At 61.1% G+C, this 23930-nt stretch carries 24 protein-coding genes; 15 read left to right on the top strand and 9 right to left on the bottom strand.

Features of this window, described 5'->3' with window-relative positions; all coding sequences use genetic code 11:
* Positions 1-18 precede the first annotated feature (18 nt).
* The 4 genes from nuoH to ACTJKM_RS29335 form a co-directional block, all read right to left on the bottom strand.
* The gene (gene nuoH / locus ACTJKM_RS29350; RefSeq protein ID WP_058327824.1) at positions 19-1005 is read right to left on the bottom strand and encodes an NADH-quinone oxidoreductase subunit NuoH; all 987 of its coding nucleotides are present in this window, start codon (positions 1003-1005) and stop codon (positions 19-21) included.
* Between the two features lie 199 nt (positions 1006-1204).
* Positions 1205-2245 carry a fatty acid desaturase gene (locus ACTJKM_RS29345; RefSeq protein WP_058327823.1) on the bottom strand — a complete coding sequence of 347 codons (1041 nt, stop codon included), beginning with the start codon at positions 2243-2245 and terminating at the stop codon, positions 1205-1207.
* 444 nt (positions 2246-2689) lie between these two features.
* On the bottom strand, positions 2690-2833 hold the full coding sequence (locus ACTJKM_RS29340) for a hypothetical protein (RefSeq protein WP_197417305.1): 144 nt from the start codon (positions 2831-2833) through the stop codon (positions 2690-2692).
* Between the two features lie 472 nt (positions 2834-3305).
* Entirely contained in the window at positions 3306-3743 is a 438-nt protein-coding gene (locus ACTJKM_RS29335) for a VOC family protein (protein ID WP_113513609.1), read from the bottom strand.
* A 250-nt stretch (positions 3744-3993) separates the two neighbouring features.
* Between ACTJKM_RS29335 and ACTJKM_RS29330 the strand changes: the two genes are divergently transcribed.
* The 8 genes from ACTJKM_RS29330 to ACTJKM_RS29295 all read left to right on the top strand — a co-directional run bounded on the left by ACTJKM_RS29330 (position 3994) and on the right by ACTJKM_RS29295 (position 13046).
* Entirely contained in the window at positions 3994-4989 is a 996-nt protein-coding gene (locus ACTJKM_RS29330) for an MsnO8 family LLM class oxidoreductase (protein ID WP_440638578.1), read from the top strand.
* A gap of 21 nt (positions 4990-5010) precedes the next feature.
* Positions 5011-6360 carry an LLM class flavin-dependent oxidoreductase gene (locus tag ACTJKM_RS29325; RefSeq protein ID WP_440638580.1) on the top strand — a complete coding sequence of 450 codons (1350 nt, stop codon included), beginning with the start codon at positions 5011-5013 and terminating at the stop codon, positions 6358-6360.
* A 22-nt stretch (positions 6361-6382) separates the two neighbouring features.
* Entirely contained in the window at positions 6383-7570 is a 1188-nt protein-coding gene (locus tag ACTJKM_RS29320; protein WP_440661505.1) for a M20 aminoacylase family protein, read from the top strand.
* Positions 7571-7591: 21 nt separating this feature from the next.
* The gene (locus tag ACTJKM_RS29315; RefSeq protein WP_113513615.1) at positions 7592-8143 is read left to right on the top strand and encodes a GNAT family N-acetyltransferase; all 552 of its coding nucleotides are present in this window, start codon (positions 7592-7594) and stop codon (positions 8141-8143) included.
* A gap of 62 nt (positions 8144-8205) precedes the next feature.
* A complete protein-coding gene (locus ACTJKM_RS29310) occupies positions 8206-9981 on the top strand; it encodes an amino acid ABC transporter permease/ATP-binding protein (protein WP_113513617.1) in 1776 nt (591 codons plus the stop codon).
* A gap of 73 nt (positions 9982-10054) precedes the next feature.
* Complete coding sequence (locus ACTJKM_RS29305; protein ID WP_440661504.1) at positions 10055-10999, top strand: ABC transporter substrate-binding protein; 945 nt, start codon at positions 10055-10057, stop codon at positions 10997-10999.
* 68 nt (positions 11000-11067) lie between these two features.
* On the top strand, positions 11068-12003 hold the full coding sequence (locus tag ACTJKM_RS29300) for an ABC transporter substrate-binding protein (protein WP_440661502.1): 936 nt from the start codon (positions 11068-11070) through the stop codon (positions 12001-12003).
* Positions 12004-12014: 11 nt separating this feature from the next.
* Positions 12015-13046, top strand: coding sequence for an LLM class flavin-dependent oxidoreductase (locus ACTJKM_RS29295; RefSeq protein ID WP_440661500.1), 1032 nt, complete (start codon positions 12015-12017; stop codon positions 13044-13046).
* 508 nt (positions 13047-13554) lie between these two features.
* Here ACTJKM_RS29295 and ACTJKM_RS29290 read toward each other — a convergent pair.
* The 3 genes from ACTJKM_RS29290 to ACTJKM_RS29280 all read right to left on the bottom strand — a co-directional run bounded on the left by ACTJKM_RS29290 (position 13555) and on the right by ACTJKM_RS29280 (position 17795).
* A complete protein-coding gene (locus tag ACTJKM_RS29290; RefSeq protein ID WP_113513623.1) occupies positions 13555-14520 on the bottom strand; it encodes a magnesium and cobalt transport protein CorA in 966 nt (321 codons plus the stop codon).
* Positions 14521-14573: 53 nt separating this feature from the next.
* Positions 14574-16472, bottom strand: a complete 1899-nt coding sequence (locus ACTJKM_RS29285; RefSeq protein WP_113513625.1) for a potassium transporter Kup — start codon at positions 16470-16472, stop codon at positions 14574-14576.
* A 393-nt stretch (positions 16473-16865) separates the two neighbouring features.
* Positions 16866-17795 carry a LysR family transcriptional regulator gene (locus ACTJKM_RS29280; protein WP_440661499.1) on the bottom strand — a complete coding sequence of 310 codons (930 nt, stop codon included), beginning with the start codon at positions 17793-17795 and terminating at the stop codon, positions 16866-16868.
* 134 nt (positions 17796-17929) lie between these two features.
* On the opposite strand from ACTJKM_RS29280, the gene ACTJKM_RS29275 reads away from it, so the two are divergent.
* From ACTJKM_RS29275 to ACTJKM_RS29245, 7 genes are all read left to right on the top strand, one after another.
* The gene (locus ACTJKM_RS29275) at positions 17930-18109 is read left to right on the top strand and encodes a hypothetical protein (RefSeq protein WP_440661497.1); all 180 of its coding nucleotides are present in this window, start codon (positions 17930-17932) and stop codon (positions 18107-18109) included.
* 174 nt (positions 18110-18283) lie between these two features.
* A complete protein-coding gene (locus tag ACTJKM_RS29270) occupies positions 18284-18577 on the top strand; it encodes a DUF1330 domain-containing protein (RefSeq protein ID WP_440661495.1) in 294 nt (97 codons plus the stop codon).
* Between the two features lie 56 nt (positions 18578-18633).
* The gene (locus ACTJKM_RS29265; protein WP_440661493.1) at positions 18634-19365 is read left to right on the top strand and encodes an SDR family oxidoreductase; all 732 of its coding nucleotides are present in this window, start codon (positions 18634-18636) and stop codon (positions 19363-19365) included.
* 12 nt (positions 19366-19377) lie between these two features.
* A complete protein-coding gene (locus ACTJKM_RS29260) occupies positions 19378-19743 on the top strand; it encodes an Atu4866 domain-containing protein (protein WP_440661491.1) in 366 nt (121 codons plus the stop codon).
* 96 nt (positions 19744-19839) lie between these two features.
* Entirely contained in the window at positions 19840-20769 is a 930-nt protein-coding gene (locus ACTJKM_RS29255) for a helix-turn-helix domain-containing protein (protein ID WP_440661489.1), read from the top strand.
* A 150-nt stretch (positions 20770-20919) separates the two neighbouring features.
* Positions 20920-21669 carry an SDR family oxidoreductase gene (locus ACTJKM_RS29250; RefSeq protein WP_058329546.1) on the top strand — a complete coding sequence of 250 codons (750 nt, stop codon included), beginning with the start codon at positions 20920-20922 and terminating at the stop codon, positions 21667-21669.
* 60 nt (positions 21670-21729) lie between these two features.
* Positions 21730-22275: a flavin reductase family protein gene (locus ACTJKM_RS29245; protein WP_440661487.1), complete on the top strand. Its 546-nt coding sequence runs from the start codon at positions 21730-21732 to the stop codon at positions 22273-22275.
* 277 nt (positions 22276-22552) lie between these two features.
* Here the strand turns inward: ACTJKM_RS29245 and ACTJKM_RS29240 are convergent, their stop codons facing one another.
* Together ACTJKM_RS29240 and ACTJKM_RS29235 are read right to left on the bottom strand one after the other, a co-directional pair.
* Positions 22553-22966 (bottom strand): DoxX family protein, encoded by a 414-nt coding sequence (locus ACTJKM_RS29240; RefSeq protein ID WP_440661486.1) that lies wholly within the window; start codon positions 22964-22966, stop codon positions 22553-22555.
* A 188-nt stretch (positions 22967-23154) separates the two neighbouring features.
* The gene (locus tag ACTJKM_RS29235; RefSeq protein ID WP_440661484.1) at positions 23155-23748 is read right to left on the bottom strand and encodes an NADPH-dependent F420 reductase; all 594 of its coding nucleotides are present in this window, start codon (positions 23746-23748) and stop codon (positions 23155-23157) included.
* Positions 23749-23930 lie beyond the last annotated feature (182 nt).

The raw sequence follows: 23930 nt of genomic DNA, 5'->3' as shown, positions 1-23930 counted from the left end.
GAGGAGCCGCCATGGCCCCTAAGTGAAAGCAATACCAGTGATAATTATGTTCGCCATCGACAAAGGAAGCAAGACCTTCCATCCGATCGCCATCAGTTGGTCATAGCGATAGCGAGGCAAAGTGAAGCGGAACCACATAAAAACATAAATGAAGAATGCCACCTTGAGCGCAAACCAGAGAAGCGGTGGCAGCGGAAGCAGAACACCGTTCCAGCCGCCGAAAAACAGGATGACGGAGAGGACCGATACCAAGAGCACGATGACGTATTCGCTGACCATGAAGAGCGCGAAGCGGATACCGCTGTACTCGGTATGGAACCCGGCGCCGAGATCCCCTTCCGCTTCGGCCAGGTCGAAGGGAATGCGCTGCGCTTCGGCCAAGCCCGCGACGAAGAAGACGAAGAACCCGATCGGCTGATAGACGATATTCCAGAGATCGCTCTGGGCGCGCACGATGTCCACGAGGCTCATCGACTGTGCCAGCATGACGACGCCGATGACCGCGAAACCCATGGGGATTTCGTAGCTGATCATCTGCGCGCAGGTCCTGAGACTGCCTAGAACCGCGTATTTGCTGTTGGCGGCCCAGCCGCCGAAGATGACGCCATAGACCTCCAGGCCAATCACTGCAAAGACGAAAAGCAGTGCCACGTTCAGGTTGGAAACGTAGAGCGTTATCTCGGCATTGAGCACTGAAACTGTCTCCCCGAAGGGGATCGCGACGAATACGACAAAGGGCGGAGCGAGCGCCAGGATCGGCGCCAGCTTAAACAGGAAGCGGTCAGCTTCTGCAGGGATGTGGTCTTCTTTCGTCAGAAGCTTGATACCGTCCGCCACGGGCTGCAGCAGCCCGTGCCACCCCACGCGCATGGGACCCATCCGTTGCTGCATATGGCCGGCAATCTTGCGTTCCAGCCAGGTCAGCGGCAAAGGCAGCAGAAGCAGCATTGCGATCAGCAACGCGATCTTGATGGCGATCACGCCAAGAGCGAAGAGAAGGTCCATGTTCCGCGGCCAACTAGTCAACAGGCTGAAACACGACTGCACTTGGCCGAGCTTACCCGTTGAGCGCTTCGGTACTCCGATTTCTCGATTCTCTCACGAAAGGGCGGCTGTGGACAAGCTGCTGCTTCCGGCGAATGCCAAGATCATCGCGGGGTACTTGGCGTATGACCAACACCCCGACGAAGCCGGAACCCACCTGTTAAGGGCGAATGGCCTCATTGGCGGCATCGCGGAATGAGACGAGTCTCTGGCGTCCGTCATCCCACAAGACGAGCCTGACGCAGCGCAAGCTTTCCCAAAGAGTGATGCGGCCGATATCCGCGAGTTGGGGGTGGTCGCGCAGAACTTCCGGCAATCTGTAGTAAGGGATCCTGCTCGACAGGTGATGCACGTGATGAATGCCGATATTGCCGGTCAGCCATCTCAGCACCAGCGGCAGGTCATAGTGGGATGCGCCGTGGAGGGCTGCCTGGGGAAACTGCCAATCCTCGCCGGCCGACCAGTGCGTCTCCTCAAACTGGTGCTGCACGTAGAAGAGCCAGATGCCGGCGGCGCCGGCCAGGAGCACGATCGGCAGATGGATCACGAGGAAAGGCAGGAGCCCAACCATCCAAGCCACCAAGGCGGCGCACACCAGGATCGCAGCGTTCGTCGCCATGGTGGAGACCCAGGGCAGCGCACCTCCCTTCATCATCCCGAAAGGCACACGCTGCTTAAGGAGAAAGAGCCAGGCAGGGCCGATGCCGAACATCACGAGCGGGTGCCGGTACAGGCGATAGCCCAGGCGTTTCATGGGTGAAAGTGCACGGTATTCCGAGATCGTGAGCGTGGTGATGTCGCCAGTACCCCGCTCGTCCAAATTGCCAGCCGAGGCGTGATGAGCGGCGTGTGCCCGGCGCCAGTAATCGTAAGGCGTCAACGTAAGCACGCCGATGACACGACCTGTCCAATCGTCAGGGCCGCGGCGGGCGAAGAACGAACCGTGGCCGCAATCGTGCTGGATCATGAAAAGGCGTAGGAGAAAGGCTGCGCCCGGAATGATTGCGATCAGTCCGTACCAGAACCCATAAGCGAGGGAAAAATAGGCGATGGCCCAGAAGCCGGCGAACGGCACGACTGTGACAAGAAGCTCCAAGGCGCTGCGCCCAATTCGGGGCTGACGGTATTTGGCGAGGATCTTCAACCACGCTCGGGCATCATTTTCTACAAGTGATGCCGGTGAGTAGACATGTGTGTTCATCAAAACTGGTCCGTATTTCCTCGCCTCGCAAATAACCAGCCAGGCCTATGGCTTGCGCCGGAGTCTCAAGCGCAATGGTGGAGAGTGTCAGGCCCGACGAGGCATGCGCGCCGCATAACGGCGATCGCGCTCGGCCTCGTCGGTCAAAATGTCGTCATGGGTGCGCTTCTGGTGGCAAGGTGAATGTCGCGGGAGGGTGCCATATCTTGGCAGCATTGAACCTTCGGGCGCTGCGTGCGGGAACCTATCCTACGAAGTGGACGCGCAATGCAATAGCGTTGACCGCAATTATCTCCTGCAGGGCCGCGTTCGAAAAGCTTGCAAATCGGGGTCGCCTCACACCCGAACGAGTCGTGCCCGATCAGGTAGCCGAATAAGCTGATAAACCTCGGCGTCGTCAGCCGAGGCAGAGGCGGCATGCAAGTCGCCTCTGCTCCACTAGAGCTATTTCTGCTTCTTGCCTACGCTGGGCGCGCTCGTGGCGAACTTGACCTGATTGCCCTGCGCGGCGGCGGCGGCCGGTGCCACGGACTTGTCCTTTTTCGGCTTTCGAACTTCGCGATTGCTTCTTACCTGGCCTTTGGCCATCTGATCCTCCTGGGTTTTCGGTTGATTGTGGGTTGCAGAATTTCAATGCTGCGACATGACCGTGCCTTTGTGTCCACTCAGCAAGGACGGAACGTTCCGCCACGGAGGCAGGAAAGCCTGGGGCCTCGTGCTGCCGAACTGAACCGCTTGATACGGAGTGCGGCCGTAGTTTCACCTTTACAAATTTGCTGAAGGCGACCGCGCTCGCGGTATCCAAACCCGCTGACATTGACGAGATTACGCGCGGTACTGTGAAGGTGAAGCTCGGAAGACACGCGGTCCTCCTTTCGTTGGGGCCAGGACACTAACGCCCCGAAGCAGCAGCGCCCTGAAAATGGCTACTGAAGAAGAGTAGCATGTGCTATTTGAAGGTCGTACGCAATGGCCGTTGTTCTCTCTTTGAACTGGCGGGTCGGCCCCAGACGCGCCCGCTGACATTGCTCACTTTTTACCATTTGTCTTCGTATTGCGCTCAGCTGAGTTCTTGGGCGAGTCCGATGAGAAGCCCTTCAGGTCCACGGATGTAGCAGAGCCGATACGCATCCTTGTACTGGACTACTTCGCCTACGAGCTGCGCGCCGCGCTTAAATAGCCTTTCAAGCGTCTCGTCGATGTCGTCCACGGCGAACATGACGCGGAGGTAGCCCAGGGCGTTGACCGGGGCGTTCCGGTGATCTGCGACCACAAGTGGCGTGAGGAAGCGGGAGAGCTCGAGCCGGCTGTGGCCGTCCGGTGTGCGCATCATGGCAATCTCGACACGCTGATCACCCAATCCAGTGACGCGTCCGGCCCATTCTCCTTCGATCGTTGCCTGGCCTTCGAGCTCGAGGCCGAGTTCGCGAAAGAAATCAATCGTCGCTGCCATGTCTTCGACGACGATTCCTACGTTGTCCATCCGCTTGAGCGCCATGTTTCCAATCTCCAGGGTGGCGTTCCAATCTACTAGGTGTCGCCTAGTCGAACAACGGACGCTTGAATGCTCCGAACTTCGGCAGTCATCCAGGCCCGATCCACGATTGGAGAAAGTCACCTCTCGGGACGTCAGCGAAAGCGGCAACTATTCTTGTTTTGGGCAGCGAAAGAGAACGTCATTCCTATAATCTATAAAAATTATGTATTTAATAATGTTACATTATCAACCGTGGTGGAACTCGGAGCCCATGTCCTATCTGATGAGCCTTCTCGACAAGAGTCCCGTCGATCCGGGAAAGACGGCGACGGAAGCCCTTCACGCAACGGCCAGTCTTGCTGCGAAGGCGGAGGAGTGGGGTTATCACCGCTTCTGGGTTGCGGAGCACCATAACATGTCGGGCCTTGCGAGCTCGGCGCCGGAAACCTTGATCTCTTATCTGCTGGCGAAGACGTCGAAGATCCGCATCGGTTCAGGCGGCGTTATGCTGCAACACTACAGTGCCTATAAGGTCGCCGAGACCTTCAATCTTCTCGCCAGCCTCGCCCCGTCGCGTGTCGATCTCGGTGTGGGCAAGGCGCCTGGCGGTTTTCCATTTTCCACCAAGGCACTGCAAGTAGGGGTCGACCCGGCTTTGCGGCCAAGTTTTGGCGAGCAACTGGCCGATCTCAATCGCTATCTGCTTTCGCAGGCTGGACCGGGAGCCGAGTTGCTGGCGACACCACTGCCGCCTGCTGCGCCGGAACGTTTCCTGCTGGGGGCAAGCGTCGACAGCGCACTGCTTGCCGCGGAAAAAGGCTGGAAGCTTGTCTTTGCCGGCCATCTCAACGGCGATCCCGCCAATCTTGAAAAGACCTTCGATGCCTATGAGCGCGCCACGGGCGGTGAACTGCCGCTGCTGGCTCTGGCGGCCCTTGCGGCCGACAGCGAAGAACGGGCGCGCGAACGGGTCGCTGACCTGAAGATCTTCAAGGTGCTCTTCGGCAATGGCCAGAGCGTCAATGTCGGCAGTAAGGAGCAGGCAGCCGAATACGCCCGCCAGGCCGGCGTCACCGACTACCGTGTTGAGGAGAAGACCCCAAGCATTCTCCATGGCACGCCGCGGAAGGTGCGCCGGGAGCTCGACGACTTGCATCGTCGCTACGGCGTCCAGGAATTCATCATCGATACGCCTTCGGTTGCTGCTTCCGAACGCTTCGCCTCGATCGAACTCATTGCACGAGAACGACTGTCTCTCGCCGCCTGATCATTCCGGGAAGGATCTGTCATGACCAAGAAGAATGTGACTTTCGGCATCATGCTGCAGGGACCGGGCGGGCACATGAACGCCTGGAAGCACCCAAGCGGACCGGCCGACGCCAGCGTCAATTTCGGCTTTTTCGTCGAAACGGCGCGCAAGGCCGAAGCGGCCGGCATTGCCTTCGCCTTCGTCGCCGACGGCCTCTACATCAACGAACAGTCGATCCCGCATTTCCTCAACCGTTTTGAGCCGCTGACGATCCTGTCGGCACTCGCCGCCTCGACCTCGAAGATCGGTCTCGTCGGCACGGTCTCTACCTCCTACAGCGACCCGTTCACGGTGGCTCGCCAGTTCGCATCGCTCGACCTCATCAGTGGCGGCCGCGCCGGCTGGAATGCGGTGACCTCGCCGCTTGAAGGGTCCGGCCGAAACTACGGGCGCGAACATCCAGAGCACGAGCTGCGCTACGAGATCGCCGACGAATATCTCGACGCCATCAAGGGGCTCTGGGACAGTTGGGACGACGACGCCTTCGTGCGCGATCGGGCAGCCGGCGTCTATGTGGACAAGACAAAGCTTCGCCGGCTCAACCACAAGGGGCGGTTCTTCCGGATCGAGGGGCCGCTCAATATCGAACGCTCCAGACAGGGACAGCCAGTGGTGTTCCAGGCGGGAGCCTCCGATTCCGGTATTCGGCTTGCCGGCAAGCACGCCGATGCGGTGTTCACCAACGGCGGCCCGATCGAGGACGCGAAGGCCTTCTACAAGCAGGTCAAGCAGAGTGCGGTGGCTCAAGGGCGCAGCACCTCCGAGATAGGCATCTTCCCGGGTATCGGCCCAATCGTCGGGGCGACTGCCGAGGAAGCCGAGGCGAAGTACCGTGCCATTCGCGATCTGGTAACGATCGAGGAGGCGTTGCTCTATCTCGGTCGCTTCTTCGATCATCATGACTTTAGCGCCTATCCGCTGGACGCACCGTTCCCGGATATCGGCGACATCGGCAAGAACAGTTTCCGGGCAACGACTGACCGCATCAAGAAGACGGCGCGCGAAACCGGGGCGACCCTGCGCGAGATCGCACTCGATGTCGCAACGCCCAGGACCGCCTTCATAGGCACGGCTGAGCATATCGCCGACGAGATCATCCGCTGGATCGAAGAAGATGCGGCCGACGGCTTCATTCTCGGCTTCCCGGTTATCGCCGAAGGCCTCGCCGATTTCGCCGAACATGTGCTGCCGCTGCTCGAGCGCCGCGGCTACTTCAAGCGCGAGCTCGTGGGCGAGACGCTGCGCGATCATCTGGGGCTCCCCTATCGCGAAAGCCGCTACGCCGCGCCGACACCGGATGCCGAACGGGGAAGGGCCATCGGAGCCTGACGGCTTCGGCGGGGCTGCGCTCATGAACCTCATTCTCACCGACACCCAGCGATCCTCCGCGGTCGAGCGTGGCCTCGGCGCCTTTCTCGATGAGATCGTCGCGATCCGGCGCGACCTGCACCAGCATCCGGAGCTTGCCTTTCAGGAGAAACGCACCAGCGCCCTTGTCGGCGATCTGCTCGCCGCCTGGGGCTATGAGGTGAGCCGCGGCATTGCCGGCACTGGGATCGTCGCGACGCTGCAGCGCGGACAAGGCGAGAAGGCGATCGGCCTTCGCGCCGATATGGACGCACTGCCGATCGAGGAGGCGACCGGGCTTGCCTATGCCAGCCGCCACAAGGGCGTCATGCACGCTTGCGGTCATGACGGGCACACGGCGATCCTGCTCGCCGCCGCGCGCTTTCTGGCGGCCGAGGGCCGTTTCGACGGCACGCTGCGGCTGATCTTCCAGCCGGCGGAGGAAATCGGCGCTGGCGCCCGCAAGATGCTGTCGGAGGGGCTGTTCGAGCGTTTTCCTGTCGATGCTGTCTTCGGCCTGCACAATTGGCCCGGCGTGCCCACCGGCCGCTTCGGCTTCGTTGCCGGCGCTGCCATGGCCTCCGTCGATCAGGCGAATATCACGGTCGTCGGCAAAGGCGGGCATGGTGCCGAGCCACATCTGACGGTTGATCCGGTGTTGGCGACAGCGTCGCTGATCACGGCGCTTCAGAGCCTGGTTTCGCGCAATGTCGACCCGCAGGACATGGCTGTCGTCACCGTCGGATCCATTCATGGTGGCCAGGCGTCGAACGTCATTCCCGGGAGCGTTTCCTTGAGGCTGACCTTGCGTGCCTTCAATGGCAAGGTTCGCCGCTTGCTCGGCGAGCGTGTTCAGGCGCTGGCGTGGGCGCAGGCCGAAAGCTTTGGCGCGACAGCGGAGGTTGACTACAGGCTGGGCTTCCCGGCGCTCGTAAACCATCGGCGCGAAACGGATTTCGCCCGAAACGTGGTGCTTAAGGCGCTTGGCCCCGACGCGGTCATAACCGACTTCAAGCCGCGCACCGCCAGTGAAGACTTCGCGTTCTTCCTGGGGGAGAAGGCGGGCAACTACGCCTTCGTCGGCAACGGCGACAGCGCGCCTCTTCACAGCGCCGAATACGATTTCAACGACGCGATCATCGCACCCGCCGCCCGCTACTGGGTCCGGCTAGTGGAAACCTTCCTCGCATGACGACCATGGGATGGCAAAGACATGAGCGACACGTTTCTCTACACCACGCCCCTCGACCCGCGCGCCAAGCCGCTGATCGACGAACTGATCGTGGAATATGACAGCCGCTACGGCAACTACTTCAGCGAAGAGGGGGCGGCAGCCGAAATGAACCGCTATCCGGCGGAGGCCTTCGCCCCGCCGCACGGCAATTTCGTACTGCTGATCCGCGACGGCGAAACCGTCGGCGGGGGCGCCTTCAAGCACTATGACGACCACACCGCCGAGTTCAAGCGCATCTGGACCCGGTCCGATCTGCGGCGCCAAGGCCTGGCGCGCAAGGTGCTCTTCGAGCTCGAGGCACAGGCGGCGCGGCAAGGCTATTCGCGCATCTATCTGACGACCGGATTTCGCCAACCCGAAGCGGTCGGCCTCTATCTCGCCAACGGCTATACCGCGCTCTTTGACGTCGATGCCGATCCGGAGGTCTACAAGACGCTGCCTTTCGAGAAGGACGTCACGCACCTCGTCACGACGCTTGCGTTTCTCGGCGAAGTGCCGCCCTCCCATCCCCAGGCCGCAAGCCACGCCTGACGCTGACCGGCCGCGCCGCGCGCGAGCCCGGTACCCAACCGATTTCCAGGAGAGGAACCATCATGGCAGTTGTGACCGACGTTGCCGGTATTCCCGCACCCAGATCAACCAGCGAGCCGAACCCTGGCTACGCCCACTACCGCATCGTGCCGGCACGCCATCCAGGCCGCGCGCTCGGCACGCTGTTTGCAGCACTTGTCATTGCGGGAGTGCTCTATTCGGTGCTGACCAACCCGCGTTGGGGCTGGCCGGTTTTTGCCGAATGGTTCTTCGCCGAGCCGGTACTCGCAGGTCTCGGCCGGACCTTGCTGTTGACGGCGCTCGCCACCGTCTCGGGCTCGTTGCTCGGAACAGCGTTGGCTCTCGCCCGCGTGTCGAAATCGCCGCTGCTTGCCAGCCTCTCCTTCGGCTATATCTGGCTGCTGCGTTCCATCCCGCTGATCGTTCTGCTGCTGGTGCTCAACAATCTCGGCTACCTCTACGAGACGATCGCGATCGGCGTGCCCTTCACCGATACCGTCTGGCTGAACTATCCGACGACCCAGCTGCTGACGCCGTTTGCCGCCGCTTTCCTCGGCCTCACCCTCAATCAGTCCGCCTTCTTCGCCGAGATCGTGCGCGGCGGCATCCTCGCCGTCGATCAGGGACAACACGAGGCGGCCGCGGCGCTGGGCCTGCCGCGCCGCCGCCAGGCCTTCCGCATCGTGCTGCCGCAGGCCATGCGCTCGATCCTGCCCACCGGCTTCAACGAGATCATCGGCCTCGCCAAGGGCACCTCGATGGTCTACGTGCTGGCGCTTCCCGAACTCTTCTACACGGTGCAGGTCATCTATCGCCGCAATCTTGAGGTCATTCCGCTCCTGATGGTCGCGACCGTCTGGTACCTGGTGATCATGACCGGACTTTCGATCGTCCAGCACTATATCGAGCGATACTATTCGAGAGGTGCGGTGCGTAATCCTGTGCCGCTGCCGTTTCAGGCGCTCATTTCGCGCTTTCGCCGACCACTGACGGAGGTCGCACGCCCCGCTGAAGCGGCCGCCAAGACCGGCTTTCGCGATGCGCAGGTTCTCCGCTCGGGCGGTACCGTGCACGTGCACGGCATATCGAAGAGCTTCGGGCCGCTGAAGGTGCTAGACCGGGTCGAGCTGAACCTGCCGGCGGGCAGCGTCACTGCGATCCTCGGGCCGTCCGGTTCGGGCAAGTCCACGCTACTGCGCGCCATCAATCATCTCGAGCGCGTCGACGACGGTTTCATCGCGATCGATGACGAGCTTGTCGGCTACAGCCAGAAGGGCGACACGCTCTACGAACTGAAGGAAACGGAGATCCTGAAGCGGCGTGCCGACATCGGCATGGTGTTCCAGAACTTCAATCTTTTCCCCCACCTGACCGTGCTCGAAAACCTGATCGAGGCGCCCATTCACGTGCGCGGTCTCAGCCGGGATGACGCGGTGCGCCTCGCTCGGGATCTGCTGGAACGCGTCGGCTTGAGCGACAAGATCAGCGCCTATCCGCGTCAGCTCTCCGGCGGACAGCAGCAGCGCGTCGCGATTGCCCGTGCGCTGGCGCTCCGCCCGAAGGTGCTGCTCTTCGACGAGCCGACCTCGGCGCTTGATCCGGAACTCGTCGGCGAAGTGCTCGACGTCATCAAGGAACTGGCACGCACCGGCACGACGCTTGTCATCGTCACTCATGAAACCGGTTTTGCCCGCGAGGTCGCCGACACTGTCGTGTTCATGGAGGCGGGGCGTGTGCTTGAGGCCGGACCGCCGGCTCAGATCTTTGCCGACGCCAAACATCCGCGCACCCGCGAGTTCCTGGCGCGCGTTCTCTGAAAAAAGCTCTCCGCCATTCCCCATGGCGAAGCTTCACTACTATCAGCAACCAATGATTGAAATGGAGAGGATCATGACAATACTCGACACTGCAAAGTTGCTTCTAGCCGGTGCCGTCACGGCCGTTGCCCTCGGCTTGGGCCCCGTCCAGGCCCAGGATAAATTCGACCTCAGCCCCGACACCTCCAACCGCATCCGTGCGGAGAAGAACGAGGCGGCGGTCAAGGCGATCGCTCCCAACTTCACGTTCGTCAACCCCGGCAAGTTTACCGTTGCCGTCAATCCCTGGGATCCGCCGATTGCCACTTACGCATCGGACTCCAAGACGGTTGTCGGCGCCGATCCGGATATCGCTTCGCTGCTCGCCGACAGCTTCGGTCTTGAGCTTGAACTCGTGCCCGTCGCCTGGGCGGATTGGCCGCTCGGCGTCAGCTCCGGCAAGTACGACGCGGTGATCAGCAACGTCACGGTGACCGAGGAGCGCAAGGAGAAGTTTGATTTCTCCACCTATCGCAAGGACGTGCTCGGCTTCTTCGTCAAGTCCGACAGCAAGATCACTGAGATCAAGGAACCGAAGGACGTCGCCGGGTTGAAGGTGATCACTGGGGCCGGCACCAACCAGGAAAAGATCATTCTGGAATGGGACCGGCAGAACGTTGCCGCCGGGCTGAAGCCGATCGAGGTACAATACTACGACGATCGCGCCGCCAGCGACCTCGCCTTGCAGTCGGGCCGCGCCGACGTCGAGTTCAACCCGAATGCCACCAGAGCCTATGCCGCGTCGATCAAGGACGACACCAAGGTTGTCGGCATCGCCAGCGGCGGCTGGCCGCTGACGGCCGAGATTGCTGTGACAACCCGCAAGGGCGGCGGCCTGGCCGACGCGATTACAGTCGCGCTCAACGATCTAATCAAGAGCGGCAAATATGGCGAGGTGCTGAAGCGCTGGAGCCTGGGTGCCGAGGCGGTCGACAAGGCCCAGACCAACCCGCCTGGCCTGCCGAAGAGCGGTTCCTGATCTGGCCTCGCTGGATCGACGGCGCCGCCGCCGGTCCAGCTTCTGCATTTCACCCGGAGACTAACAGCATGAACGGCACGACCCGATATCGTACTCTTCTCGCCGCCGCCGCGGCGGCCCTTCTTCATCTCGGCTCGGCGCAGGCCGACACTGGCTTTGATCTCAGCCCCGAACAGCCCGGCCGCGTCCATGCCGTTCGCAACGAAACTGCAGTCGCGGCCATCCCCGCGGATTTCGAGTTCGTGACACCGGGCAAGTTCACGGTGGCCGTCAGTCCGGGGGGACCACCGCTGGCCACCTACGCTACCGACGCCCGCACGGTGATTGGCGCCGATCCGGAATATGCCGGCGCGATCGCCAACAGCCTGGGTCTCGAGCTTGAGCTCGTGCCCACCGCCTGGATCGACTGGCCGCTGGGACTGACGTCCGGCAAGTACGATGCCGTGATCTCCAATGTCGGGGTCACCGAGCAGCGCAAGGAGAAGTTCGACTTCTCGACCTATCGGCAGGGGCTGCACGGCTTCTTCGTCAAATCCGATAGCGGCATCACTTCGATCGAGGAACCGAAGGATGCGGCGGGTCTCAGGATCATCGTCGGCGCCGGCACCAACCAGGAGCGTATCCTCCTCAAATGGAGCGACGAGAACGTCGCAGCGGGGCTGAAGCCGCTGGAACTGCAATATTACGACGACGAGGCGACGAGCCTCGTGGCGCTCGCTTCCGGGCGTGCCGACGTCATCGTCCAGCCGCATGCGCAGCTCGTCTTCATCGCCGCGCGAGACAACAACATCAAGCGTGTCGGTACGCTGAGCGCCGGCTGGCCGGAGCGTTCGGACGTGGCGATCACAACGCGCAAGGGCAGTGGGCTCGCCAACGCTCTGACGATCGCCACCAACGGTCTGATTGCGGATGGCACCTATGGCAAGGTTCTGGAACGCTGGCACCTCCAGGAGGAGGCTTTGCCGAAGTCCGAAACCAACCCGCCCGGTCTTCCGAAATTCTAAGGAGCCTTGGCGTGACGCGGAACAAGATATCGATCAGCCATATTGGCTTCCTGAGCCCGGGCAACTACCCGGCGGAGGACCCGTTGGATGGGCTGGAGAAGACCTTGGCGTTGCTGCAGTATGGCGAGGCGCTCGGTTTTGCCAGCGCCTGGGTGCGCCAGCGACACCTCGAACCCGGGATATCGTCGGCCGCCGCCTTTCTCGCGGCGGCGACCCAAAGGACAAGCCGCATCGAGCTTGGCACTGCCGTCATCCCGATTGGCTATGAAAGCCCGTACCGGCTGGCAGAAGATCTCTCGACCGTCGATGTGCTCTCACGCGGTCGTCTGAACATCGGCCTCAGCGCCGGACGTCCGCTGCATGCCGATCTTATCGGCCGCCTTGTCTTCGACGATGGCTGGGAACGTTTCGACTTCACCCACGCACGCGTGCTGCGCTTTGTCGAAAATCTACGCAGTCGCCCGATCGGCGATGAAAACACCTTCATCAAGACGCCGTTTGGCCCGCAGCGCCCCCGGCTCCAGCCCCATGCCAGGGGAGTGACGGACCGGATCTGGTACGGCGGCGGCTCGTTGAAATCTGCCGGATGGGCAGGGCGCAGTGATCTCAATCTCCTGATCGGCAATGTTACGACCGGGGAAGGCACCGACGATTTCTTCCTCGCGCAGCAGCGCCAGCTCGAGACCTATCGTGCGGCGGGCGGTACGGAGAGGAGGGTCGCGCTTGGCCGGGTCATTGTTCCGCTGGATGGTGCCGACGCGAGAACGCGCAAGCGCTATCTCGACTACGCGGCCGGACGCACCGAGCGAACGCTGGCGCCGCAGGGCGATCGGCGCACGCTTTACGCCCGCGACCTCGTCGGTAGTTCGGATGAAATCCTTGAACGGTTGTTTGCAGACCCGATCCTGCCGCATGTCCGCGAACTCAGGCTCGAGCTCCCTTACGAGTTCGAGGACGAGGACTACCGCCAGATCGTCCATGACTTTGTTGCTCGCATTGCTCCGCAGCTCGGGTGGCAGCCCGCCGACCAGAAAGCGGCCTAGAAACGAGGGGCCTCCGAGATGAGGCCTCGCAAACAGGAACATATGAGTGCCAAAGACGATCGACTACTTCTTCTCCAATGGCTCGCTGTGGTCGTATATCGGATTCGACACCTCGTCGGCCACGCAAGGACTATAGCCGCGAAATCGTAATGGCGAGAAATACAAAGGCCTCAGTCACGATAACCTCCGGGCGCTTGCCGCGCTCTTCGACGTTCCTGCGGTCGTTATTCTCGTTGCGGAGGATAAGGCAGCTTTCTTCGAGAGCGTTGGGGACATTTCGCTGTAGGAGGCAGAGTTCGACGCGGCGCTGTCGTCAGCGGCTCCGGGAACCGTTCAACTTGCCGAGGTCTATCCGGAGTCGCGTTTTGACTTTTGGCCTGTTGCAACGGCGTCCGGTCACCGCGCCGTGATTGGGCTCGCCTTCGATCTCGACCGGCGCCCCGACATACCGGAGACATTGATCGATCAGCAGCATCTTGGCGTTGGTACTCGATCGCCAACAGACTTCCTAAAGCCAGCCAGACCTTTTGAAACGCCAGTACAGGATGGCGCAAAGCGTGACGATAACGCCGAGGACGGCAAAGTAGCCGTAGCGCGTCGCAAGCTCGGGCATGTTTTCGAAGTTCATCCCGTAGATGCCGGCGATGGCTGTCGGCACGGCGAGGATTGCCGCCCAGGCCGCAAGCTGCCGAGTAATGGTGCCCTGGCGCTGCTGCTCCAAGAGATTGGAGGCCTCGAACACGGACGTCATCACCTCGCGAAGGCCGCCGACCGACCCCTCAACGCGCCTCACATGGTCATACACATCTTTGAAGAAGGGTTTCGCATTGTCGTCGATGCAGGGGAGTTCGAGGTGGCTGAGCTTTCCCGCCACTTCCCCCATGGGTCCGAGAACTCGCTGAAAGCGGATCACTTGGCGACGCATGCGGAAGATGCGCCGGATTTGCTCGGGCTGCAGCAGCGACACGAGCACGTGTTTCTCGAGCTCCAAAACTTTGTCCTCGAGTGTCTCGACCACCGGCAAGTAGCCGTCGACAACGAAGTCAATGATGCCGTGAAGGACGTAGTCGGGACCGTGTTCAAGTAGCCGTGGGGACTGCTCGAGTTGCAGGCGCAGTTCCTTGTGGGAGCGGGCTGAACCATGGCGAACGGAAATCAGGTGGTGCTTCCCGACAAAGATGCAGGTTTCGCCGTAGGCAATCTTGTCACCCTCCAGATGCGCCGTCTTGGCGACGACGAACAACTGGTCTCCGTAGATGTCCACTTTCGGCACCTGATTGCCATTGAGGGCGTCCTCAACCGCCAAAGGATGAAGGCCGAACATTGCCTGAAGGCTCGCCATTTCGTCTGTGGAGGGATCCGTCAGCCCAATCCACGCAAATTCGCCGTCTGGCGCCTCGAATGGCTGGGCAGCAAGGGGCACTTCTTCGGCGCGCTTGCCCAAACGATACAGATAGGAGGCGACGACTGTCATTTAAGCTTTCCGAAATTGCGTTGGTCACGCGTTCAACGTCTGAGCGGAGACGACTAAATCGTGACCTGCTCGCCGATCTCGACGACGCGATTGGCGGGCAGCTTGAAGTATGACGACGGATCAATGCCGAGCCCCGCGAGCGCGATGTAGAGCTTGTCCTGCCAGCCCGGCAGTCCGGAGTTTGGATCACTGATAAGGGTCCTGCGCCCCAGATAGAACGACGTCTGCATGATCTCGAACTTGAACCCTGCCTTCTTGCAGAGCGAGAGCGATTTCGAGACGTTCGGCTCGTCCATGAAGCCAAAGCAAAGTTCGAGCCTTGCAAACCGGTCCGAAAGTTCCGTCAACGTAACGCGCTCTTTCTCCGCGACATACGGGTGCTCGGACGTCCGGACGGTCAGAATGACGTTTTGCTCGTGAAGGACGTGATTGTGCTTGATGTTGTGAAGGAGGACGGCGGGAGTCTTGTCGCCCACGCTTGTCAGAAAGACGGCGGTTCCTCGAACCGTCTGGGGCGCATGGGTCGATTTCTCGATGGAACGGATAAATGTCTCCAGTGGGACGTCGTTTCGCGCGGTCTTCTCGCGCAGCATTTGTGACCCGCGTGTCCAGGTCCACATCACGATCATGATGGACAATGCCAGCGCCACCGGTACCCAGCCACCATCATGGATCTTCAGCAAGTTGGCCAGCAGGAAGACGGTCTCGATGACAAGCAAGGGCGCAAGCAGCAATGCTGCGACAACCGTGGAGTAGCCCCAGACGGAGCGAAGGAACTGGAATGCCATCAGCGTGGTGACGACCATCGCGCCGGTGACCGAGATCCCGTAGGCGGTGGCAAGGGACTCCGAGTCGCCGAACGAGAAGATGAGCACGATGACGCCAACAAACAGGAGCACGTTTACGGCAGGCACATAAATCTGCCCGGTGTGGGTCTCGGAGGTGAACTTGATCAGCAACCGAGGGAGGAAGCCCAAATGAACCGCCTGCCGTGCGAGCGAGAACGCCCCCGTGATGACCGCCTGGCTGGCAATGATTGTGGCCATGGTGGCGAGGATGACCATCGGCAGCAGAGCCCAGTCCGGATAGAGAAGGTAAAAAGGATTGTGCACCGCCTCGGGGTGACTGAGCACGAGCGCGCCCTGTCCGAGGTAGTTCACCGCCAATGCGGGGAACACAAGCACAAACCATGCGGTGCTGATCGGCTTGCGCCCGAAGTGACCGAGATCCGCGTATAGGGCTTCTGCTCCCGTGACCGTCAGGAAGACGGCGCCGAGTACGATCAGGCCTGCCCAGCCCGCGTGGGTGATGAACCAAAAGGCATTGATCGGGTTGAGAGCCTGCAGGATCGTCCAGTCATCGCCGATATGGATGAGACCGCCCCAGGCCATCGCGAGGAACCATACCACCGTGATCGGCCCGAAGAACTTTGCGACCGCTTGAGTACCCTTTGACTGGACCGCGAAGAGCGCGACCATGACGGCCGCGGCCAGAGGGAGTACGTAGTCGTCAAAGGTGGGTGTGACGAGCTTCATACCCTCAAGCGCCGACATGACCGAAAGGGCAGGGGTAATCATGGCGTCGCCGATGAAAAGTGCGGCCCCGATCAAGCCGGCGAAGAACAATACCGGCATGAAGCTGCCCGTCTTCTTCATCAGAAGCGCGAGAAGCGACAAGGTTCCGCCTTCCCCGTCGTTGTCGGCGCGAAGCAGGAAGAGCACGTATTTGAATGTGACGATAATTGTCAGCGTCCAGACCATCAGTGAAATGAGGCCGATAACCTTGTCTGCTTGCACGCCTTCATTCAAAAAGGGACGAAGTGCCTCCCGAAAGGCGTAGAGCGGGCTCGTACCGATGTCGCCATAGACCACGCCAACGCAGCCAATAAGGAGAACAAGAAAGCTTCGCATCTCCGTTTGAGGTTCGAAAGCTTCGCTATGCGAGGTGGGCATGAGGTCTCCTGGATCGAACCGCTAAAAACGGTCCCAGTATATGGTGCATTGCGAAAGGTGAGGCAAATACGGATTTGCGAGTTTCCCGCCTGGTACGCCTCAGGTCGTCACCCAGATCCGTCTCATGCGCGGGAATTTGCGTCTCGGGAAGACGAGCGCCGCTGCTCGCCGTGTGGAACGAGTGGAGTGGTCCGATGCTTCCGGGTGCCATAGCGACATGCCGAGAGCGGCGATCGCAAGATCCGGGACCGCGTTCGGCAAACGCAACAGCACGGCCAATCCGGCGACTATCGCTTCCTCCGGCCGCAGGGATTTCAGAAAGGCTTCGCGTTGGCCGGCGTAGACCCGCTTCGCCCGCCTGGCAATTGCCGATCTTGCTGGAAACCGGATGGCTCATGCCAAGGGCGTAGGACTTGTTTTGGTCATAAGGCGTTCGCGTCTGAAACGCTGGACGTGGTCGACCAGGGCGCGCAACTTGGGCGCCATATTGTGCCGGCTGGGGAAATAGAGAAAAAAACCCGGGAAGGGCGGCAGATAGTCTTCCAGGATTGAAACCAACTCGCCTCGTTCGAGATAGGGGCGAAAGGTCTCCTCCAGCGCAAATGTAATGCCGCCGCCGGCCAGCGCCGCCCGTATCATAAGGCGCAGATCATTCGTGGTGATCTGGGGTTCGACCGAAACGTTGAAGGCTTCCCCGTCCTGGGCGAATTCCCACCGGTAGGGAGCCGTGTCCGGTGACGGACGCCATCCGATGCAGCGATGATGGATCAGGTCCCTCGGATGTGTCGGAAACCCGTGGGCTTCGAAATAGGCGGGGGTCGCCACGACGACTTCCTTTTGTTCGCCCGACAGTGGAACGGCCACCATATCCTGCTCGATGACATCCCCCAGCCGCACCCCTGCATCGAAGCCGCCGGCGACGATATCGAACGTATCGTCCGTCACCGTCACGTCGACGATGATATTGGGGTAGGCCTCGGCAAAGGAGGCGACAAGAGGCCCGGAGAGAAAATCTTCGGCAATCGAGGTCACCGCGATGCGAAGCACACCGTGCGGGTTGGCGTTACCGCCAACATCTTCGAGCGCAGACAGGACGTCGGCCATCGGACGCGAAAGCGTATCGCGCAGGCGCTCACCCGCTTCGGTGAGCCGGACGCTGCGCGTGGTGCGGGTGACGAGCGCTATCCCGCAGCCGTCTTCCAGCCGCCGGATGCCCTGGCTGACGGCCGAGCGAGTGACGCCGAGGCGGGCGGCGGCGGCCGCGAAATTCGCCTCCTCGGCCACCGCGAGGAATAGCGGCAGCAGGTTCAGATCCAGATTCATTGTCGCGCCATACTAACCAATCTGATTAGTTATAAGAGGATACCGACGACAATCAACCGCATCTATCCTTCCTTCATCTCACGGCGCAGGCGGCGAGTGGGGTCGAAACGGCACCCGCGATGAAAGGAAGTACGATGACCTCTTTGAAGATCATGTTTGCCACCGGGGCAATCGTCGGCGCACTTGCCGGCCAGGTTGCCGCTTGCCCGCAGGATGGCCGCAAAGCGTCCCTTGGTGCTTCCCGGAAAGAAATCGTCGAAAGCTTTTCAACGTCATTCCCCATGGTTATCCGCTGGAGGAAAAAGCTCTGCTGATCGCGCAGGAGCGCATGTCCAATCGCAGACAGGCGCCTGCGGCATAGCCAGAGAAGCGCCTTGCGCAAGATCCCGACGGCTCGCGCAAGCCGGCAAGAGAGTTCTGCCGGTGGTGGGCCCAGGTTCAGTCGACCCTTCCGGATTGGATGAGACCGCAGCAAACAGGAGCCACCCATGTCAGCCTACCTCGTTGTCGATCTCGACATTCAAGATCATGATGCGATTGCCGATTACCGTTCCAAGGCACTGCCGCTCGTCGCCGAGGCCGGCGGCCGGCTCATTGCCCTTGATGATGCCCCGCTCCAGCTCGAAGGCTGGGAGGCGAGCAACATGCTGATCATCGAATTCCCCGACATGCAGGCGATCCGCGATCTTTTCGCCTCGTCGGCCTATGCGCCTCTCGCAAGACAAAGACAGTCTGCGGCGGGCTCGCGGATCATCGCCCTGCGCGGCTTCGTGCCGGCGTGACGGTCGTTGATGAGAAGCCGCAACATGACCATCACACCTCAAGAAAGGACATTCTTATGAGCAATATCACAAACAAGATCGTTCTCGTCACCGGCGCCAGCAGCGGTATCGGCGAGGCGACGGCACGCGCGCTTGCCAAGGCCGGCGCCGTGGTCGTGCTTGGGGCACGACGCATCGACCGCCTCGAAACCCTGGCCGCCGAGATCACTGCCACAGGCGGCAAGGCACTCCACCGGAGCCTCGACGTCACGTCCCGCGCGGATGTCCAGGCCTTCGCCGATACCGCGCTCGATACCTTTGGGCGCATCGACGTGATCGTCAACAATGCCGGCGTCATGCCGCTTTCGCCAATGGCATCGCTGAAAGTGGATGAATGGGACCGGATGGTCGACGTCAACATCAAGGGCGTGCTTTACGGCATCGCCTCCGTGCTGCCCGCCATGAACCGGCAGGGCGCCGGGCAGGTGATCAACGTCTCGTCCGTCGGAGGCCTTTCCGTATCGCCGACGGCCGCCGTCTACTGCGCCACCAAATATGCCGTGCGGGCCATTTCCGACGGGTTGCGGCAGGAGAACGACCGGATCCGCGTGACCTGCGTGTATCCGGGCGTCGTGGAATCGGAACTGGCCGATAGCATCACCGATCCAACTGCCGCCGAAGCGATGGTCGTCTATCGCCAGATAGCCCTGAAGCCGGAGGCCATCGCTGACGCGATCGTGCACGTGATCGGCCAACCCGCGGATGTCGATACCAGCGAAATCGTCATCCGACCCACTGCAAGCATGTGATCGGAGGACGGGATGCCGAACCGATCCGAACTTGCAACGGCGGACCTTGCCGCGATGCTGTTCTGCATGGCCTCCGCCCAGGAAGGATATTCCCAGATGACAATGATCCGGAACACAACTCCACCAGACCAGGCGCATCCCTATGTCGGTATGTGGATCACCGCGGATGGCCGCATTCGTCACAACCTGTTGCCGAACGGCCGCTATGACGAGGCGCGTGGCCGACGGGAAAGCGCCTATCAGGGACGATACGAGGTCCGCGGCAATCACATCGACTACTGGGACGATACCGGATTTACCGCCGATGGCGATTTCATCGACGGAGTGCTGCACCATGCCGGCATGATCCTCTATCGCGACGGAAAGAAACTGGACTAAGCGGCGAAGTCTTCGTTCTTCCCTTTTCCCTGGCGCCGGATATCCTTGATCCCGGCGCCACGTTTGCTTGAGCGATCCATGGGGAGGGAGACGATCATGGCTTGGGACGAACCATCCGCGTATCTGCCCATCCCCGAGCGAACCTCCCCGGTCGGTCTCGAAAGTTACATCAGCGGAAACACGCTGGTCAGCGGCGACGGACCGGCGTGGAGAGATGTCTTCGTGCAGGTGCTCTCGCGACACCGCGCTCAGCATCCCTTCCTGGTGCCCGCCGTCGCCGAGCCTCTTATCGTCTGGATCATGTCTGGCATCGCCATTGTCGAGGAGCGGGATCTCGGCGGCGAATGGATGGCAAACCGCGTCGAGGTCGGCGATTTCTTCCTGACATGTTCGCCGGTGCCCTACGAAATGCGCTGGCAGGCCGAGGGCGACCAATCCTTTCGCGTCATGCATCTTTACCTTTCCGTGCCGCTGTTCGAGCGGGTGGTCGAGGCGATGTTCGGCAAGGATGGCGGGAACGTTACCTTGAAGGACGTCTCCGGCGGCCGCGACGCGACGCTCTCGCATATCCTCGGTCTCCTTAACGAGGAATTGGCAGCGGATGGCGGTGGCAGCCCGCTTTATGTCGAAGGGCTGGCGCAAAGCCTTGCCGTCCATCTCGTGCGCCACTATGCGGTCGCAAATACCGAGATGCGTACGCAGAACGCCTTGCCCGGCGTAAAGCTCAGGAGAGCGATCGCCTTCATGGAGAAACATCTCGAGGAGCCGTTCGATCTCGGCCGCCTGGCACAAGAGGTCGGCATCAGCGAATTCCATTTCAGCCGGCTGTTCAAGAAGGCGACGGGTCTTCCTCCCTCGCATTATTTCATCCGGCAGCGGGTGGCCAAGGCCCAGCAGTTGCTCCAGGAAACCGACACCAGCATCATCGAGATCGGCCTCATGGTCGGCTATTCCAGTCCCAGCCACTTCGCCCAGATTTTCCGCCGTGAAACGGGGCTTTCGCCGAGCGACTATCGCAGGGGCTAGGCTCATTCAGCACAGAATGGAGCAAAATCCCGATAGCCTCGGCAAGCCGCCGGGAGAGGAAAAATCCCAGATTTCATAGGGTTCTCCTTGTCGATAGCAAACACCTCTCCGCTTCCGGAGCGGGTTTGCAAGCAACAAGGAGATATCATCATGACGAATATCAACGGCAAAGTCGCACTGGTCACCGGTGCTTCAAGCGGCATTGGCGCAGCAACGGCGCTTGCGCTTGCCGGAGCTGGCGTAAAGGTTGGCATCGCGGCACGGCGCACCGATCGTCTGGAAGAGCTGAAGGCCGAAATCACTGAGAAGGGTGGTGAAGCCCTGGTCATCGAGATGGACGTGGTCGATCCGGCTTCCGTCGAAGCCGGTGTGAAGAAGCTGATCGATGCCTATGGTGCGATCGACATCCTCTTCAACAATGCCGGCCTGATGCCGCTTTCCGACATCGACCAGTTCAAGACGGCCGAATGGCTTCGCATGGTCGACGTTAACGTGAAGGGCCTCTTGAACACGACGGCGGCCGTGCTGCCGCAGATGATCAAGCAGCATTCCGGCCACATCTTCAACACCTCCTCGATTGCCGGCCGCAAGGTCTTCAAGGGACTGTCGGTCTATTGCGCCACGAAGCATGCCGTGACCGCCTTCTCCGACGGTCTGCGCATGGAGGTCGGCCAGAAGCACAACATCCGCGTCACCTGTATTCAGCCCGGCGCGGTCGCGACCGAACTTTATGACCAGATCACGGATCAGGGCTACCGCCAGCAGATGGACGATCTCGCTCAGCAGATGACCTTCCTGCAAAGCGCCGACGTGGCCGACACGATCGTGTTTGCGGCCCAGGCACCCGCGCACGTCAACGTGGCCGAGCTCTTCGTCCTGCCGGTTGAACAGGGCTGGTAGTCGTGAACCATCGGCCTTCCCGTCCGGGATGGGGAGGCCGACGATCAAGGAGTTTTCCTAATGAAGGAAGTACCGGCCTCCGGGGCCTTTCGTCAGCTCGAACCGGGTCCGATCGTGCTGGTGACGACCAGATATGAAGGAACGCCCAACGTCATGACGATGGGCTTCCACATGATGATTCAACATGCGCCGCCGCTGATCGGCTGTGTCGTCGGTCCCTGGGATCATAGCTACAGCGCGCTGAGAGCGACCGGCGAATGCGTCATCGCCGTCCCGACCATCGATATTGCAAGGGCGGTCGTCGAAATCGGCAATTGCTCGGGCGACACCGTCGACAAGTTCGAGCGTTTCGGCTTGACGCCGCAGCCGGCACGCAGCGTCGCGGCGCCACTGATCGGCGAGTGCCTTGCCAATATCGAATGCAGGGTGGTCGATTCAGTGGAAGCCTATAACCTCTTCATCCTGGAGGCCGAGCGGCTGTGGATCGACACGGACCGCAAGGAGCGGCGGACCCTGCATCATTGCGGCGACGGTGTTTTTGCCGCCGATGGCGATGTGCTCGATCTCAGCGAGCATATGGTGAAATGGCGTCACCTTCCGAGGTGACGCCATCGCCTTCTCACCAGTCGCCGGGTGAAAAAGCCCCCCCGGCAATGGTCGAGTTCCGGCACGCTCTCGTCGAAAGGGGCGATCGACGAAGGTAGCAGGACGACGACCGCGGTAAGAGCTTCGACCAGCGAAGGGCGGGGGCGCCTGCGGTGGGTGTCGTCGGCCCCGCAATATCCCGGTTGCTCGTGCTTGCGGTCAACTTCGATCGATGGACCGGTAATGCCAATGGCGGAGCACAACGGAAGGATCTTCAGTATGTGCATGGGGCTGCCTTTCATGCTTGGAGTGGAACCTGACACAGGAGCGCCGCCTCGGAAGCCGGCGCGCCGCCAAAGGCGATGACGTTGTGGAAGCTGACCGCAGTCGCGACGGAGAACACGGCAAGACCCGCCGAGACGAGGCGCGTCTGGTAGCCGAGGACAAGGGCGACGCCGCCGATGAGTTCCACGGCGAGTGCTGCGCCATAGGCCAGCGTCGGAAACGGCAGGCCGACGGATTCGATATAGCCGATCGTCATCGCCGGGGCGGGGAACTTGCTGAAGCCCGACAGCAGAAAGATCAGGCTGATGAGGATGCTGCCGATGGCCGGCGGAACGGCCTGAACGGTGGCGGAGGACGCCAGGTCTTCGGTCTGACGAGCGGTTGCGATATGCGAATACTGGTTTCCTTTGAAATCGGCAGCCACCATCGCCGCTCTGTGGAAACAACTGTGCCGCGATCGAACTCATCGCAAAAGCCGAATAAAATAGCCGATAACGCTCTATAATTTCGAACATTTTGGGCTGCGTTCCAGCCACGGATTCCCATGCGAAAACCTCCATCGCTCGCACGATGAATGCGTTGACGCAAAGTATGGCCGGCCGTGAAAGGGCTCCGTCAGCCCTTCTTGATCAGATTGACCGCCACCAGAGGACCGCCGAACTGTTGCATGGGCGCGGCGGCCTTGAGGTCACCGAGATCGAGCGCTGCAAAGCCCAGGTTCTCAATAAGTTCTGCGACGCTGGCATTGGCGCCCTCATCGTTGCCGGACAGCAGCACCACCCTGCGCCCCGACGCCTCGGCGGGGTCGGCCGCGAGCAAGGCGGCCGGAAGCGTGTTGAAGGCCTTGACCACTTTTGCGCCTGGAAGCGTCTCGGCGACGATGTCGCTCGAAAGCCTGCCGCCCAGGTCGGCGGGACGGAATTCGGGGAAGGTGATCGCATTGGTGGCGTCGATGACGACCGTCCCCGTCCAGTCCTTGCGAATCTTTGCCAGGTCGGGCACCGCCGTGAACGGCAGGGCGAGGATGACGATATCCTGCGCCACGGCTTCGTCGATCTCGACGGGGATTGTCGTGTCGGCGGACTTCCTGGCGGCGGCAAGCGATGCGGGTCCTCGGCTGTTGGCCACTTTGACAGGTATGCCCTTTGATGCGAAATGTGCGATGAGCGCCGAGCCGATGGCACCGGATCCGATGATTGCGTAGGTCATTTCCGATTTCCTTCAGATTCCTTGTTTGGAATGGGGCTAGGTGATGTTTCTGGGCCCGTCGGGCAACGGCGTAAACTCCGTTTCTCCCGGCACCCCGGGGAATGAGCGGTTCTGCCAGTCGAGGGCCGCCTGCTCGATGCGGTCGCGGCGGCTTGACACGCCGTTTCCTCTTGCATGGTCAG

Source organism: Ensifer sp. 22460 (assembly GCF_052044935.1).
GTDB lineage: Bacteria > Pseudomonadota > Alphaproteobacteria > Rhizobiales > Rhizobiaceae > Ensifer.
The sequence above is the reverse complement of the archived record's forward strand: the minus strand, read 5'-3'. Positions and strand labels throughout refer to the sequence as shown.